Here is a 15195-nt window from a genome sequence, read left to right as displayed (position 1 = left end):
CACGGGGCGCCTCGGCCTCCTGGTCCGGGGTCGCCGTCGACGGAGGTCGCCCGTTCCTCAAAAGAGCGCCGGGGCCGCCCGCTCCGGCTCACCGGGCTCGAAGACCCGGATCGCGCCGTACTCGCCGTCGTAGCCGGCCTCCCGGATCACCTCCCTGCGGCGCAGCCGGCCGACGGCCTCGGCCAGCAGCGGCGAGCGGGCCTCGATGGCGTCCACCGGCACGTCCTCCAGGATCGCCAGCTCGGGTCCCAGGGCGGCGACGAGCTCATCGACCTCCCGCAGCACCCGCTTGCTCTTGGGCCCGACCCCCAGGACCTCGCCCACGATCTCCGGCAGCGGGACGAGGCTGTGGAAACCCGCCGCGCCCTCGGGCCGGACGCCTTCGGGCCGGTCGGCCAGCTCCTCGACCCGGCTGAGCACCCCCACCGTGAGCCGCCGACCGCACACCGGGCAGACCCCGCCGCGCTCGCGCCGCTCACTCGGCGTCATCCGGACGCCGCAGCCGCGGTGCCCGTCGAGGTGGTACTTGCCCTCCTCGGGAAAGAACTCGACCGTCCCCAGGTGCCCCGCACCGGTCTCCAGCGCCCGCCGGATCGCGAAGTAGTCCAATTCGGTGTCGAACACCGTGGTCTCGCGGCCGAGCATGGGCGGCGAGTGCGCGTCGGAGTGGCTGACCATCCGGTAGCGGTCGAGCGCGGACACCCGCCAGTTCATGGCCGGGTCGCTGGACAGCCCGGTCTCCAGCGCGTGGATGTGACCGGCCAGATCGAGATAGCAGTCCTCGATCGCGTCGAACCCCGACTTGGAGCCGAAAACACCGAACCACGGCGTCCAGACATGGGCCGGCACCAGGTAGCCACCGTCGCCGCTCGCCAGCACGGCCTCCAGCAGGTCACGGGAGTCCAGGGCGAGCGTGGGACGACCGTCGGAGGCCAGCTCGCCGAACCGGCCGAGCCTGCGGTTGAGCTCCGCCGCCGCGTCGAAGTCCGGCACGTACACCAGGTGGTGGATCTTACGGGTACGCCCCGCGCGCCGATAGACGGTGGAGACCTCCACCGACAGCATGAACCGCACCGGGGCGGCGGCCACCCGGGACGGCAGCCCCGCCGAGGCCTCCCGATCCACGTCCTCCCGCAGCCGGAACAGCCCCGGCTCGGCCGGCACGAGGCCCTCCCGCAGCCTGTCGAACCAGGCCGGGTGCGTGAAGTCCCCGGTGCCCACCACCGTGATGCCCTTACGCCGCGCCCACCAGGTCAACTGCTCCAGGTCGCTGTTCTTGCTACACGCCCTGGCGTACTTGGAATGAACATGCAGATCGGCATGAAAACGCACTCGCGCATCCCTCCTGTGGCCTCGTACCCCGATACCCACCCGCAAACGGCGATCACGCCACCGTCCCGCTCCCCGGAAAGCCACGCCACCCACCTCCCGGAGCCCTCGGGAGTATCCGGCCTTCGGTGGGGCCGATCTGCCGAGTGACGCGTTCGCGCAGGTGAATCGGCTGAAGCGGCGTTGCGCAGTCGGCGCCGGCGCGAGGCCCGCCGTTTCCCGGCACAGGCGCCGCTCCGGCTTGCCTATAGACGTATACGTCTATAGGTTGTGCCGGTGCCCTTGGACGCCTCACGCAACAGCCTGGTGCTGCCGCTGCTCGGACTCCTCGTCGAGCAGCCGTCCCATGCCTACGAGCTCACCTCCCGCCTGCGCGAGCGGTACGAGGACCTGCCGGTCACGCGCAGCACGGTCACGTCCCTGCTGAAGGCGCTGGAGAGAGCCGGCCTGGTGGCTTCCCGCCGGCCTGAGCAGAGGGGCGGCCGCCCGCCGCGCACGACCTACGAGTTGACCGACGCGGGTGTGGCGGACTTCCGCCGGAAGATCGAGGCGGGACTGCGTGACGGACGGGTCGCCTCCGTGGACTTCGTCATGGCCGTCGCCTACGCGGCCATCCTCCCGGCCGACCATGCCGTGTCCATCCTGGAGGACCGCGCCGACCGGCTCGACCGGGAACGGGCGGCCCTGCGGGAACGACCCGACGGCGTGGCCGAGGCGCACATGCTCGAAGTCGCCTACTGGCGCACCATCGTCGCCGCTGAGACCACCTGGATCAGAACGCTGGCCTCGCGGATCCGCTCACACGACATCGGCTGGCCGGACACGCAGCCCGGCGGGCCGGAGAGGACCGGCACATGAAGTTCGGCATCTACCCGGGCGGGCGTGCGGGCACCGTCTGCTCACACCCGCCCGACCGCGCCGCGATCGGTGATCTCATCGACGACCTCGCGGGCGGCCGCCCCTTCGTCATCCGCGAATATGTGCACTTCTTCGGTGAGGAGACACCGCCGGACGTCATCACCTCACTCGGAGCCGACCACGACCTCGCCCACCTCACGATGCCCGACGGGTGGTACGTCGAGAACGGCCGCGAGCTGGACCTCGTGGTGAGCTACATCCCCCAGGCCGCCGACGTTCCCGGCTGGCTGTCGTTCCTCGACACCGTCATCGACCGCTACGGCCACCTGACGCGGTACCTGCAAGTGACCCTTGAGCCCAACTTCCCCATCCCACTCATCGACGGAAGCGCCCCCGGAGTCCTCCAAGCCCTGACCCTCGGCATACCGCACGCACGCACCGCCCTGGACCGGCGAGGCCTCCATGACGTACAGATCGGCTTCTCCGTCGCCGAACCGGCGGAATGGCTGGGCGGCGACGACGAGTTCTGGCGGTACCTGTCCACCGTGCCGCAGCAGGACTTCGCCGACCACGTCGACTACGTCGGCCTGGGCCTGTACCCCGACGCCTTCTCTCCGGTCGCCCCACGCGGCACACCAGGAGACGTCGCGTCCCTCACCGCCCACGCCCTGCACCACCTGAGAGAGCACTCGCTGCCCCGCGCCCACATCCCGCCCAGCACCCCGATCCACATCGCGGAGAACGGCACCCCGAGCGGAGCACCGCGCACCGAGCAGACACAGTGCGACTCCCTGTCCGACATGCTGAACACGATCCTCGCCTGCGAAGAACCCCTGAACATCGCCCACTACGAACTGTTCAGCCTCCGGGACGCAGCCAGCGACTCCCCCCAGCCCACCGGGACCCTGGGCCTCGTCACCGACACCTACCGTCCCAAACAGGCCTTCACCGTCTACCGCGACATCGTCCGCGACGCGAGCAGTCCGGCCACCACCAGAAAATCCTGACCGCGACAGCGTGCCCACTGATCCACCGCTCCACCACGGCGGGAACAGCGACGGCGGCCGGTGGGCAGAGGCGCCACGGCGCGACCGGCCACGTGATCTCCCACATCACCGAATCCGCCACCGGTAAGGAGTGACCGTGATGGCCGGCCCGGTACCGCTGCGCAGGTCAGCCAGGGCATCAAGCGAGTTCGGCGCGGAGCGTCTCGGTCACGGGGCGGTGGCCGCCGAGGTAGGCAGGGACTGCGGTGAGCGCCGCCACCACGAGCACGGTTGCCAGTACCAGGGCGAGCAACTGCCACAGTGGCGGAAGCGTGGCCCTGTCGCTGTCGCCGCCGGTGATCGCGTTGATGGCGTGGAACAGTACGAAACCCCCCGGGAAGGCACCCACGATGGCGCCGGCGAGCGCGGGAAGCACCTGCGCTGCCGCCAGTGCCGCACTCACCTCACCAGGGGTTGCGCCGAGGGCACGTGCCAGCGCGGAGGAATGCCGGTTGTCGAGTGCCGTCGCCCAGGTGATGAAGATGGCGTTGACCGCCGCCAGCGAGAACAATATGACCATCACGGCAAGGAGCGCCTGACGCAGCAGCTCGGCTTGGGCGTCGTCCACTCCCGCGGCGAGCGGTTGGGCGGTGAGGAAGGCGTTGAGCACCAGTGCGACGTAGATCCCGCTGACCGTGATCGCGATACTGACCACCCCCAGCACGACCCGTCGCGGCCGGCGGGCGACGACCCGCAAGGCGAGCAGCAGCGGGACGGGCAGCCGCGCCGAGATCACGATCAGCCAACCGGTGCGGCGGGGCGGGCGTGGCGAGCCGGCCAGCGCGTCGACGGTGCTGGAGCGGGCGGCGCGCAATGCCGGAACGACCGTCGCGACCACCGCGACCCCGACCGCCACGGCGGTCACCGAACCGACCGTGGACATGGTCATCGACGGCGTGCCCGTACCGCCGATGAGACCGGCACCGAACCCGGTGAGCAACGGAGCGATCAGCGAACCGGCCGCCAACCCGGCCGCGGCCGCGACGACGGCCACGAGGACGTACTCCGCGAGCAGCACGGCAGCGACCAGGCCCGGTGTGCCACCGGCCGCCTTGAGGAGCCCGACGCGTTTGGTCTGATCGGCCATCCGGCCGCCGACCAGCACCGAGACACTGGCCACGGCGAGCAGACCGAGCAGCCAGGCTCCGATCATCAGCAGGATCCGGGCGTCCCGGGCCAGCTCGGTGACCCCTTCGAGGATGTTCTCCCAGGACTCCAGACGTGGCGCCGCCAGGCCCTCCGAGGAGTGGGCATCGACGAACGCCCGGGCCTCGTCCGGGTCGGCCAGCTTCAGGTTCATCACGTAGGCCAGGGAGCCTGGATCCGGGGCGAGACGGCGCACGTCCGCCTGGGTGAGCCAGACCAGACCTGGATTCTGCAGCAGGCCCGGAGGAAGCTTGGCCAGCACCTCGGGAGTCGCACCGCTCGCGCAGCCAACGGCGACAATGCAGGTTCCCCCTGGATAGGGCGGCATGGCGGCGGTGACCGCAACGCCGACGACCTCGAACGACCGGCCGTCCAGAGTGACCGGATCACCCACGCGCACATCAAGCGCCTTGGCGAAGGCGGCCTCGACCACCACGCCGCCATCGCTGACCCAGTCGCCCTGGATGAGCTTGGGCTGGTCGACCGACGCGGGCGTGGCGTCGCGCCCCACGGCCTGCACATCTGACGTTCGACCGGAGGCCTGAAGTTTCGCCGGGGTGACCGGGTACGGTCCGCCGTGGTCGATGACGCCGGGAGCGCCGGCCAGTTCCTCAAGGTCGGAGAGCTTGGCGTGCCGGTCGACGCCGGCGACCACGTCGGGTCCGCCGGTCGCCTCCCGGGTGCTCTGGTACGGGTCGCCGGCCGCGTCGCGCAGAACGAGCCCGAGCGTCAACGTCGTGGTGGCCGCCGTGAGGGCGAGCAGCAGAAGCGCAGTCTCGATACGGCGCCGTCGCAGGTCACGCACGGCGATGCGGCCCACCAGCAGGATCCGGCCCAGCACCCTCAGTCCTCCAGCCCGACGAAGGCGCCGAGTTGCCCGGTGGTGCCACCGGACAACCTGGTCTCGTCCACGAACGCGCCGTCGCGCATCGAGATCATCCGGTCCGCGGTGGCCGCGATCCGCGCGTCGTGGGTGACGATGACCAGCGTCTGCCCGGACTCGTGCAATCTCTCGAAGAGCTGGAGGACGTCCAGGACGGCGGCGCTGTCCAGATTCCCGGTCGGCTCGTCGGCGAGCACGACCAGTGGTTCGTTGCTCAACGCCCTGGCGATCGCGACCCGCTGCCGCTGGCCGCCGGACAGCGCGGAGGGCAGGAAACGTGCCCGGTCGGCGAGCCCGACCTGCTCCAGCAGATCCCCGGCCCGCCGTCTGGCCGCCCGCGGTGAGCGGCCGGCCAGCAGCGCCGACAGTTCGACGTTCTCCAGGGCGGTGAGCTCCTCCATCAGGTGGAAGGACTGGAAGACGAAGCCGACATCGGTGCGTCGCATCCGGGCCAGGGCCTTCTCACCGAGGTCGTCGATACGGCGGCCGTTCAGCCACACCTCGCCGCCCGAGGGCCGGTCCAGCCCTCCGAGCAGGTGCAGCAGCGTGGACTTCCCGCAGCCGCTGGGCCCCATCACCGCCACCGTCTCTCCCGCACCGATGTCGAGATCGACCCCGTCGACGGCGCGCACCAATCCCTCCCCCTTGCCGTACTCCCTGCGCAACCCGCGGGCGCGCAGCACGGATACGTCGGCGGCGTTGCTCACGATCCACTCCTTCGGTGGGTCCAGCTTTTCTCGCATGCTTCGAGCCAGCGCAGGTCCGCCTGAAGCCGGAGCACGACGCCCTCCAGCAACAGCGCCGCGTCCGAGCGGTCCGGCTCGGCCATGGCGGCGCGCTGGGCGTCCCGCAGCCGGCGCAGCAGCTCGCGGCGCTGGGCATCGACGATGGTGAGCGGGTCGGCCAACCCGGCCGCCGCGGCCGCGATCAGCTTGAGATGGAACTCCGCGAGGTCGGGCCGTGGCCAGCTCACCTCGGCGATCCACTCGGCGACCCGCTGCTGGCCACTGGGGGTGAGCACGTACACCTTGCGATCCGACCGGTCGGCGCCTCCGGCAGACCTCTCGACCGCCAACAGGCCGGCCTTCTCCAGCCGGGTCAGCGTGACGTAGACGTGCCCGGCGTTCATCCCCTCACCGAGAGGACCGAGCGCCTCACGCAGCCGCGCGCGCAGCTGGTAGCCGTACGAGGGCTCCTTGGCCAGCATCGCCAGCACCACTTCCTGCTGCATGACCCTCCTAGCTAACCGTTAGCCCTAGGTATAACGGTTAGCCCCCAGCAAGTCCAGCGAGCAGGACCCACCCGTCATGAAACGCCTCAAGAGCCGGCCGAAGCCGCGGTGCCCTGTCCCGATGCGTCGATCAGACGTTCGGGATTCGGCGCATGAAGCTCCACTTGTGGCCTTCGGGGTCGATGACTGTGATCATGCGGATGCCGAAGTCCCGCTCGACCGGTGCGGCCACCTCGACGTCAGGCGCCGCCTCCTGGATGGCGTGGTACACGGCGTCGACATCATCCACCCAGAAGCCGACCCAAGAACTCAGGCCGTCATAACGGGACTGCCAATCGACAACGGGTCCGTCGAGCCACACCTCGGCATCGCCTGCGGTGAGCTCGACATTGCGGACCACGTCGCCGTCGGACCAACGACCTCGTTCCTCGAACCCGAGCACGCGCACGCACCAGTCGGCGATACAGCCGGCATCGGCGCAGTACACGTACGGAACGGCGGCTTTCACCCGCAACGCGTCACCCATCGCCCGTCTCCCCTCGGGTCGTCGGTTCGAAGAGGTGACACAGTCTCAGACGTTCCAGGGCAGCGTCTTGTACCCAAGGACGCGAACGTAATGCTCGTAGCCTAGTGGGATGCCATCGAGCATGAAGGTCGTCACCGCGACCCCCAGCGCACCACTGGCGTCGGTGGTTCGTCGCTACGTCGGTTACCGGCAGACGGGGATTCCGCCCGGGATACATCGGGGCCTGCCCACCCGTGACCTGACGTTCATCGTCAGTCTCGAAGCCCCGGTGCGCACCGCCGCACCGCCGGACCCGACCCAAGCCCCGGTGTCACTGCAAGCCCTCGTCTGCGGCCTTCACACCCGCGCCGCACTGATCGCACGCAACCCCGTCGAATACGGCATCGCGGTGGAGACCGGCCCACTCGCGGCCCGCGCGTTGTTCGGCCTGCCGGCCGGCGAACTCGCCGGCACTGTCGTCGACCTGTCCACCCTCCTCGGCCGGGTCGGCGTCGAGCTGGTCGACCGCCTCTCCACCGCCGATACCTGGACTGCCCGGTTCGCCATCCTCGATGAGGTGCTGGCTCGCCAGATCGGCCGCACAACGACCGAGGTACCCCCCGAGGTCCGTCACGCGTGGCGCCGCCTCACCGGCACCGGCACCCCGCCCCCAATGGAGACGCTGGCCAACGAGGTCGGCTGGAGTCGCCGCCACCTCACCAAGCGTTTCCACCAGGAGGTAGGACTCCCACCCCGCCAACTACGCCGTGTGCTTCGCTTCGAGCGCTCGCTCACCCTGCTGCGCACCGGCCAGTGGCGAACGATGACCGACCTGGCCTCCGCCGCGGGCTACCACGACCATCCCCACCTACTGCACGAGTGGACAGACCTGGCAGGCTGCATCCCCACCACCTGGCTCACCCAGGAACACCTCCGCGTCCAGGAGGCACTCGACGACCGCTGAGCGTGATGCCACCCATGGACTGCAGCGCACCCCACCACCAAGCCGATCGCCCGGTTCAAGGTCCGCAAGCCGCAGCCATCGCAGCCGACCACATCGCCGGCGTCAGCAGCGCGAACCTGACGGACGCACAATGCTCGTGTGACCCGACCCAGAATCCGTGTCGCCGCCTACGTGATCAGGCATCGCACGGTTCCCGAACTCCTGGTCTTCGACCATGTCGGCATGCCTCAGGCCGGCACCCAAGTCCCCGCCGGCGGCGTCCAGCCCGGCGAGGAACTGGAGCAAGCCGTCTTGCGTGAGGTCTTCGAAGAGACCGGTCTGCACACCACTTCCCTGATCGAGCAACTCGTCGTGGAGAACAAGCCCCATCCCGACACCCGCCAGCCCCGCAGGACCACCTACTTCCATCTTCAGGCGCCCGCAACCACGGCAGACGCCTGGAATCACACGGTATGCGGCGATGGAGACGACACCGGCCTGACCTTCGCCTGCCGCTTCCTGCCGCTACCGCTGACACAACCCCTGGCAGACGATCAAGACGCCTGGCTCGGCCGCATCAACCCCCTCTGGGCCACCACGACCGACAACCAGCAGTAGGGGCTTCCCCCCTTGGTTGTGGACACCTCGAGACCTGGATCATGAGTGGTTCAGGCCGCCACCTCGCGTGGGCATCATTCGGCAGCGCAGCGCCGGCCATGGGTCACCTGGCTCGGTACGCAACGACATCTGTGCGCCCCCTGCAGCGCGGACCTCCATTCACCGACACATCGCGTCGATGAGTTCTGAAAAGTCCGGGAACTCCTCTCGCGCCGCCGCCACGATCTCCGCCGCGGAACGGCGTCTCCCCGGCGCGTACCGCTCCGCGATCGCCTGGAAAGCCTCGTTCGGCTGCGTCTCACGACCCGGGTCGGTGAACGCCTCCCCCGGCCCGAATCCGTCCGCGAACAGCCAGAGCAGGTCATCGAGATCGCGAGCTATCACGCCGCGCTCACCCTCGGAACCGAGATAGACGACAGGCTGCTCAGTGATCGGCGCACTGGGCCGGACCAGCCAGAAACCGACATAGTCACCCGTCCCGGTAGCGCCGAAGAAGCGGAATTCGCTGCCATCGACCTCCTCGTTACCGGTCCACAGGCGAAACCACCACGCGGTCTTCTCCGGCGCCTCGAACTGTTCGTACGGCTCGAAATCACAACCACGGGCCTCGTCGGTTTCTTCGTCCCACTCCCACTCGAAGCCGACCTCGACCACCTCGGCCAAGGCGATGGGCAGGACCAGATCTTCAGGTGTCTCCGTCACTCCGAGAGACTAAACCACCTCGGCAGCCGAAGTGGTTCGAACCTCCAACCTCCTGATCCGTAGCCACTGGCCAAGCCTTGCCCGAGCACATCGCCCGTGACTGGTTCCGCAAGAAGGTCTGGCTGCCTGCTCGCGCAGCGGCGGGTCCCGGCCTCGCACCACGCCGAGACCTTCCTGCACAACAGGTCGTGGCCTCGGCCGCTCACGCCGTGCAGCGCCTTGACGGCCACCTGATCGCCATTCGGCCCACAGCCCTCGTGAACGACTCCTCGGCTCCCCACACGGGTCTGGAATTCCTCACCAAAGCCCACCTCCGCCTGATCGGCAGCGAAACGCCGGCCGAAGATCCAGCACCGCAAACGAGTAACGCTTGACCCGAGGGAACAGGATCGCGTGGAGGCCGTCTTACACCACTCCGTTGGACGTGACCTACCGCGACCACGTTTCGCCGGCATTTCAACCGCGCCGTCGACAAGCAGCGCTGAGACAGGTGCTCCGGAATCCCGTACAGGCGGGGGGCGCAGCCTTAAAGACATGGTTGTCCACTGGGAAGTGAGGCGACTAGGGTCAGGGCATGAATGATCCCGGCCAGGTCCTTGCCCATCGGTACCGGTTGACGGACCTTCTGGGACGTGGCGGCATGGGGGCCGTCTGGCGGGCCCGCGACATGCAACTGGACCGGGAAGTGGCCGTCAAGGAGCTCCGGCTCCCCGAACATCTGGGCGCCGCACAGCGGGAGAAGTGGATCGCGCGGCTGGATCGGGAGGCGCGCGCGGCCGCAAGGTTGAAGCATCCCGGCATCATCACCGTCCATGACCTGGTCAAGGGTGACGACGGGCGCCCCTGGATCGTCATGGAGTCGGTCCACGGCGGATCCCTGGACGACCTGCTCAAGGCCCGTGGGCCGCTCACACCTCAGCAGGTCGCCGCAATCGGCCTGCGGATGCTTGACGCCCTGCACGCGGCGCACCGGGCGGGCATCATCCACCGGGACATCAAGCCCGCCAACGTGCTCCTGGAAGGCGACCGGGTCATCCTGACCGACTTCGGCATCGCCGCCCTCGGCGACGATGCCGCCCTGACCCGCTCGGGCGAGGTCATGGGGACCCCCGCCTTCATGTCCCCCGAACAGGTACGCGGCCTCCCGACCAGTGCCGCGACCGACCTGTGGTCGCTGGGCGCGACCCTCTACACCGCCGTGGAAGGCCGTCCTCCGTTCCCCGGTACGAGCACCGGAGCGGTCTTCGTCGCCATCGCGACCGAAGATCCAGCGCCCGCCGCCCATGCCGGCCCCCTGGAACCGGTCATCAACGGGCTACTCCGCAAGGACCCGGCCCAGCGACTGACCGCCGAACAGGTACACCCGATGCTGCTCCAGCTCGGTGCCAGTCCACCGGCACATGCCGCAGTGCATGGCCACGTACCCGCGCAGGCGCCTGCCCACTGGCCGCCGCCCCCGGTGCCGGGGACGCCGACGGCGTATCGCGGGAAACCCCTGTGGGCGGTGCTGGCCGTTGCGGCAGTCGCCGTGGTGGCTGCCGCGCTCGTGTTCGCGTTCGTGATCGCTTCCGGCGGGGACTCCGCCTACGAGAACAACCTGAGCATCGCCGAGAAACTGGGAGCACCCAGCGGCTACACGCGTACGTCGGAGAAGAACGTGGGCGGCGGCCGAGCACAGGTGACACTCGCCCGCACGTGCACCACAGGGTGCTCAGGCCCCGCCACCGCCGATCACCCGGCGTTCAAGGCCGTCAGAGAATGGCTGGTGACCAGGCCCGGCATCGCGGCGGTGTCTCCCGCGATGCCGGCCCTGGACCGCAAGAGTTGCATCATCAACGTTCAACCCGTCCGCACACCGGGCGTCATCAAGGTCCAGGTGGTACTCCGCGACGACAAGACCCTCCTGCAGATCGAGGTCGCCTGAGCGCCATTCCGGCCGCAATCCGGCGGGTTCAACGTGCCCAGCCGCCGAGTACGTGTTCGGGGTTTGCGCGATGGCAAGGCGGTCGCGGGCGGCAGCGATGTGGACGCCGAGTGAGAGACCACTCCTGTTGAGTCCGAGGGAGGACTCAGGCCGCCTTCACCGGGCGGCGTGGGCGTCTGCTGTGCAGAGGACGGGTTCAGTGAGCGTGCTCGCGGGGTGAGGCCGGCCGGACCGCCATCGCCTGGGCCAGCCACTGCCTGGTGGCGAACCCATCTGCGGGGGGATCCCCGCCTGCTCGCACCGCCCGGTCGGTGATCCAGGATCTGGGTGGATACAGCTCGGCATCGATCAACGCCCGCGCCTGCCGCCGATGAACGCCGCTAGGTGCATTGCCGCCCATCGCCAGGTAGCCGTCGACGCGAGGAGTCCCGACATCGACAGCCGAGGGTCTCGTACCGGTGACACGGCCACGATCGTCAACCGACGGCCGGACCTGGCCCCCGGATCCCATCCCGACGATGCGGCGGCCGGCCGCCCGGTCCGCCGAGATCACGTGCGGTCCCGGTGATGAACGAGTGATGAAAGATCTCAAGCCTTGATCATCTTGTGGTGACCAAGGCTCTGAGCCGGGGAACGTGGAGCGAGTGACGGGAATCGAACCCGCGCTACCAGCTTGGGAATCGCCCGGTTCCGGTCTGCCACAGCCCCTGAGCAGGCCGACCAGCCTCCCGCGGGTGACCGTGAGCGCCCCTGGTTCACCGTCCCTAATGGCCCGCTAATGGCCCGGCGACCCACCCTCCGACCTGCGGCAGCGTAGGCACCCAGCGCCCGAAGCTCCAGCCGTCGCACCGACCGCACCAGGGTCACAGAGGACAGGTGGACCCGGAGCGTAGGGACGCCGCGCCCCGAGCGCTGGAAGCCGATCGCCCCGATCCCGAACGGCGCCCAGCCACCCCAGTCTCGTAGGCCGCCCGAAGTCGGTGATCGAAGGAGGTGCAGTCTCCGCTGGCTCACCATGGCCCGGGTCCGGCAGATCACTCGGAACCGGGTCTACCAGCGGAGCGGTGAGCCTTCTCTTCCCTGTGAGACCGCTGGTTCGTGCACACTGGGTACATGCGCTACGCCGTGAGCCGACCCTACATCGTCCCGGAGAGCCTGGCCGAGCTGGCTGGGCCAACCTCCGGTGTGGTCAAGTTGCCCGCGCACCTCGACTGGTCAGAGCAGCATGTCTACGATCTGGGCGACCCTGCGCAGGCCGGGCTGATGTACGAGCGGGTCATCCGGGAAGCTTCCTCCTCACGTGACCTCGCCGCCTACCTCAATGCGGGCATGCTGGACCGGCTGTGGAATCGGCTCTACCTTCCCCCTCAGGTCCGTCGACTGTGGGAGAGCAGATTCCCTGGGCTGGTCCGAGCGGCGTAGCCCTGCACATGGACACTCTCCACGAACTCGCAACCCGTATCGGCCTCACGGCAACCGAGAAGTACGGATTCGCACTCGCAGGGGGTTATGCGATCCAAGCACACGGATTCCTTGATCGCATCTCTGAAGATGTCGACCTTTTCACCGTGAACGAGGCACGTGACCAGTTCGGCGAGGCTGTCGCAGCCGCGACCGCCGCCTACCGCAGTGCCGGCTTCGATGTCGAAGTCCCCCTGTCCAATGACGGGTTCGCCAGGCTGCTGATCACCACGCCTGACGGTCACTCGGTCAAGGTGGAACTGGGTATCGACTGGCGGGCGCACCCGCCCGTCGGACTTTCGGTCGGGCCCGTCCTCCATCCCGATGACGCCGTCGGCAACAAGGTCGCAGCGCTCTACGGCCGAGCCGAAGTACGAGACTTCGTCGACGTGGATGCAGTCCTGCGTAGCGGCCGGTACAGCACCGGCGACCTACTACGGCTTGCCGCCACGGCGGATCCCGGTTTCGAACCCGAGATGTTCGTGCATGCTTTGAATGCACTCGACCGGCTCCCGGACCAGGCTTTCGGTGTTCACGGCCTCTCACCATCGCAGATCGCCGAACTACGCAACCGCTTCAAGACGTGGGCGGCGGAGATCACCGGCTGAACGCACCCGGTCATGCCAGGTCATACCGAACCCCTACCACCGGCTCGGGGGCATTTTCGACCATCTCGAACCGGCAGGAAGGAAACCACTGACCGGCTGGTTGTACGGCAGCGCAGCACCTAAACGATCAAGGCCCAGGTCCGGGGATCATGTCCCTGGCCTGGGCCTTCGTAGTGGAGCGAGTGACGGGAATCGAACCCGCGCTACCAGCTTGGGAATCCAACCGATCCTGACTGTGACGGCCCCTGACCTGCCCTCCGGCCGTCCCACGAGTGACCGTGGTTGACCCCCGATCACCACCCCTAATTGCACGCTAGTTGCACGACGATCGGGCGTCTGGCCTGCATCAGCATCTCTGCTCCATGGCGCGCCCAAGACCAGACCTGGAGTGCTCGTCCGCGCAAACGGCGAAGTGTAGTGACAGACCTCCTGCGCGGACGAGCCACCACCGTGTTAGTCCTCAGTTCGCCTTAGCTGGGCGACCAGGCAGCCGATGACTAGCGTGATGATCTCCATCCCGATCATCTGGACTTGCTGCGGACTTGCCTCCAGCCGGAGCAGGATGAGGGCCATGATCCCTACAGCTGCCAGGGCGACCGCAAGGATCACGGCATCCGGCTCGGATTCCTCAGGCGGTGGTATCACCATAGACTCTCCTAGGAGTTGCTAGCCGACGGGCTCTGTCAGCTAGCGGCTTGATAGTTGGGAGTGGCTGGGGGGTAGTCGATGGGGAACAGTCGATGAGCCCCCAGCCACGGGCTTCCCCCGCAGCCTAGCGATCGTCTCCACGCAAAAGATCGACGTCGTTCCCTTGCACCCTGCGCTAAATACCCGTACAATTAACCGCCGATCCGAGCATGCACTCTCCTGACCTGTAGGAATGCCGTCGGGCATATCTGCCACAACCGCGCGAGCGTGACCACATCCGGCCAAGCGAGGTTGTCCCCGGCAACTATGTGCTAGCCGCCGCGTTGAAGACGCGTGGCAGGAACCGCGACATACTCCGGAAGAAGCTGCTGGCCATCGCCCGCACCCGGCATCTTGAGTTCATGACAGCGGAGTAACATCCGCCCCCGGACACTCTCATCCGTTGACCTGCTCAACGCCCCTCTCTGACGTCCACTGGTTCCACACCCATCCAAGATCGTTCAAGCGGGGTCGGCACCTGCGTTAGCACGCTAACGTTCCGGAGGGTGCTCCCGCGCGAACGGCGAGCCTGTATGACAGACCGTTTCGCGCGGGAGTGCCCTCCGGCCCGCGGGGGTCCAGGGGGCGGCGTCAGCCCCCTGGTTCGAGCTCGCTCAACCGATGTATGCCGTCATCGTCGCGTCGCACATCTCCTCGGGCTGAGAGAGGTCATGCCCTTGGGGGTGGTTGTTCCGACCTCCCCACGGCATAGCCCGCGAGGATCATGGCCAACTCTATCGTGATCATATGCACATCACTGGGGTCTAGCCCCAAGGCTGTGAGAGCAACGGCTGTAGCGCTGACAGCAAGCGTGATCGTGACGGCGCTGGGGTCGTTCGGTACTGTAGGCAAGGAGCCTCCTTCGGGGGTCTCGGGCCGCGTGCGTGAGGCATGGAAGACTGCCAGGTCGAGCCTCACGTACGCGGCTGCTTTGTACTACTTGGAGCGTACCGCGCACCATTCACGCCGTGACGCTACTTGCGAGTAGGATTTACCCAACAGGCGTCATCGAGACCACGGGACCATCCATTCACAAGAGTCCCTTATGCAGGTCAGAGCCCATGCAGCCCACCCCTCACAGCCGCGTATAACAACTTGGCTACAGTCGCATCCCACCTGGTCAAGGGCCTCACGAGGCCGACCAACGAAGTTTGCAAACCGACAACGTCACCGCTTTGCCCGAACCAAAGCACAGAACCGTCGCTAACCCCAAAAGAGCAAAACGACAACGTCACCGCTTTGCCCGAACCAAAG

The 15195-nt window shown here is 67.9% G+C and carries 15 protein-coding genes; 8 read left to right on the top strand and 7 right to left on the bottom strand.

Annotated features, from left to right (window positions below; translation table 11 throughout):
• Window positions 1-57: 57 nt before the first annotated feature.
• A complete protein-coding gene (locus C4U03_RS21985; RefSeq protein ID WP_103939748.1) occupies window positions 58-1332 on the bottom strand; it encodes an endonuclease Q family protein in 1275 nt (424 codons plus the stop codon).
• A gap of 273 nt (window positions 1333-1605) precedes the next feature.
• Between C4U03_RS21985 and C4U03_RS21980 the strand changes: the two genes are divergently transcribed.
• Both C4U03_RS21980 and C4U03_RS21975 read left to right on the top strand, forming a co-directional pair.
• Entirely contained in the window at window positions 1606-2187 is a 582-nt protein-coding gene (locus C4U03_RS21980) for a PadR family transcriptional regulator (RefSeq protein ID WP_103939747.1), read from the top strand.
• Window positions 2184-3194 carry a hypothetical protein gene (locus tag C4U03_RS21975; RefSeq protein WP_103939746.1) on the top strand — a complete coding sequence of 337 codons (1011 nt, stop codon included), beginning with the start codon at window positions 2184-2186 and terminating at the stop codon, window positions 3192-3194. The genes C4U03_RS21980 and C4U03_RS21975 overlap by 4 nt, the downstream gene beginning before the upstream one ends.
• Window positions 3195-3372: 178 nt before the next feature.
• Here C4U03_RS21975 and C4U03_RS21970 read toward each other — a convergent pair whose 3' ends face one another.
• The 4 genes from C4U03_RS21970 to C4U03_RS21955 form a co-directional block, all read right to left on the bottom strand.
• Window positions 3373-5220 carry an FtsX-like permease family protein gene (locus C4U03_RS21970; RefSeq protein ID WP_235018039.1) on the bottom strand — a complete coding sequence of 616 codons (1848 nt, stop codon included), beginning with the start codon at window positions 5218-5220 and terminating at the stop codon, window positions 3373-3375.
• A 2-nt stretch (window positions 5221-5222) separates the two neighbouring features.
• The gene (locus tag C4U03_RS21965; protein ID WP_103939745.1) at window positions 5223-6005 is read right to left on the bottom strand and encodes an ABC transporter ATP-binding protein; all 783 of its coding nucleotides are present in this window, start codon (window positions 6003-6005) and stop codon (window positions 5223-5225) included.
• A complete protein-coding gene (locus C4U03_RS21960; protein ID WP_103939744.1) occupies window positions 5966-6493 on the bottom strand; it encodes a PadR family transcriptional regulator in 528 nt (175 codons plus the stop codon). The genes C4U03_RS21965 and C4U03_RS21960 overlap by 40 nt, the downstream gene beginning before the upstream one ends.
• 130 nt (window positions 6494-6623) lie before the next feature.
• Complete coding sequence (locus tag C4U03_RS21955) at window positions 6624-7019, bottom strand: VOC family protein (protein WP_103939743.1); 396 nt, start codon at window positions 7017-7019, stop codon at window positions 6624-6626.
• A gap of 109 nt (window positions 7020-7128) precedes the next feature.
• Between C4U03_RS21955 and C4U03_RS21950 the strand changes: the two genes are divergently transcribed.
• Window positions 7129-7962 carry a helix-turn-helix domain-containing protein gene (locus C4U03_RS21950; RefSeq protein WP_235018037.1) on the top strand — a complete coding sequence of 278 codons (834 nt, stop codon included), beginning with the start codon at window positions 7129-7131 and terminating at the stop codon, window positions 7960-7962.
• A gap of 138 nt (window positions 7963-8100) precedes the next feature.
• Window positions 8101-8559: an NUDIX hydrolase gene (locus tag C4U03_RS21945; RefSeq protein WP_103939741.1), complete on the top strand. Its 459-nt coding sequence runs from the start codon at window positions 8101-8103 to the stop codon at window positions 8557-8559.
• Window positions 8560-8718: 159 nt separating this feature from the next.
• On the opposite strand, the gene C4U03_RS21940 is transcribed toward C4U03_RS21945, so the two are convergent.
• Window positions 8719-9261: an SMI1/KNR4 family protein gene (locus tag C4U03_RS21940; RefSeq protein ID WP_103939740.1), complete on the bottom strand. Its 543-nt coding sequence runs from the start codon at window positions 9259-9261 to the stop codon at window positions 8719-8721.
• Between the two features lie 77 nt (window positions 9262-9338).
• Between C4U03_RS21940 and C4U03_RS39995 the strand changes: the two genes are divergently transcribed.
• From C4U03_RS39995 to C4U03_RS21925, 4 genes are all read left to right on the top strand, one after another.
• Window positions 9339-9635 carry a hypothetical protein gene (locus tag C4U03_RS39995; protein ID WP_146087463.1) on the top strand — a complete coding sequence of 99 codons (297 nt, stop codon included), beginning with the start codon at window positions 9339-9341 and terminating at the stop codon, window positions 9633-9635.
• A 200-nt stretch (window positions 9636-9835) separates the two neighbouring features.
• Window positions 9836-11185, top strand: a complete 1350-nt coding sequence (locus C4U03_RS21935; RefSeq protein WP_103939739.1) for a serine/threonine-protein kinase — start codon at window positions 9836-9838, stop codon at window positions 11183-11185.
• Window positions 11186-12298: 1113 nt separating this feature from the next.
• Complete coding sequence (locus C4U03_RS21930; RefSeq protein ID WP_103939947.1) at window positions 12299-12607, top strand: hypothetical protein; 309 nt, start codon at window positions 12299-12301, stop codon at window positions 12605-12607.
• A gap of 8 nt (window positions 12608-12615) precedes the next feature.
• Window positions 12616-13254, top strand: coding sequence for a nucleotidyl transferase AbiEii/AbiGii toxin family protein (locus tag C4U03_RS21925; protein ID WP_103939738.1), 639 nt, complete (start codon window positions 12616-12618; stop codon window positions 13252-13254).
• A gap of 453 nt (window positions 13255-13707) precedes the next feature.
• Here C4U03_RS21925 and C4U03_RS39990 read toward each other — a convergent pair whose 3' ends face one another.
• Window positions 13708-13902: a hypothetical protein gene (locus tag C4U03_RS39990; protein ID WP_146087462.1), complete on the bottom strand. Its 195-nt coding sequence runs from the start codon at window positions 13900-13902 to the stop codon at window positions 13708-13710.
• Window positions 13903-15195 lie beyond the last annotated feature (1293 nt).

Origin of the sequence: Thermomonospora echinospora (genome assembly GCF_900108175.1) — a bacterium.
GTDB classification, from domain to species: domain Bacteria; phylum Actinomycetota; class Actinomycetes; order Streptosporangiales; family Streptosporangiaceae; genus Thermomonospora; species Thermomonospora echinospora.
The sequence above is the reverse complement of the archived record's forward strand: the minus strand, read 5'-3'. Positions and strand labels throughout refer to the sequence as shown.

Excerpts from the sequence above, each read along its gene's own strand:
- C4U03_RS21975 (WP_103939746.1), top strand. The coding sequence starts at position 2,184 with ATGAAGTTCGGCATCTACCCGGGCGGGCGTGCGGGCACCGTCTGCTCA.
- C4U03_RS21965 (WP_103939745.1), bottom strand. The coding sequence starts at position 6,005 with ATGCGAGAAAAGCTGGACCCACCGAAGGAGTGGATCGTGAGCAACGCC.
- C4U03_RS21960 (WP_103939744.1), bottom strand. The coding sequence starts at position 6,493 with ATGCAGCAGGAAGTGGTGCTGGCGATGCTGGCCAAGGAGCCCTCGTAC.
- C4U03_RS21955 (WP_103939743.1), bottom strand. The coding sequence starts at position 7,019 with ATGGGTGACGCGTTGCGGGTGAAAGCCGCCGTTCCGTACGTGTACTGC.
- C4U03_RS21950 (WP_235018037.1), top strand. The coding sequence starts at position 7,129 with ATGCCATCGAGCATGAAGGTCGTCACCGCGACCCCCAGCGCACCACTG.
- C4U03_RS21935 (WP_103939739.1), top strand. The coding sequence starts at position 9,836 with ATGAATGATCCCGGCCAGGTCCTTGCCCATCGGTACCGGTTGACGGAC.
- C4U03_RS21930 (WP_103939947.1), top strand. The coding sequence starts at position 12,299 with ATGCGCTACGCCGTGAGCCGACCCTACATCGTCCCGGAGAGCCTGGCC.
- C4U03_RS21925 (WP_103939738.1), top strand. The coding sequence starts at position 12,616 with ATGGACACTCTCCACGAACTCGCAACCCGTATCGGCCTCACGGCAACC.
- C4U03_RS39990 (WP_146087462.1), bottom strand. The coding sequence starts at position 13,902 with ATGGTGATACCACCGCCTGAGGAATCCGAGCCGGATGCCGTGATCCTT.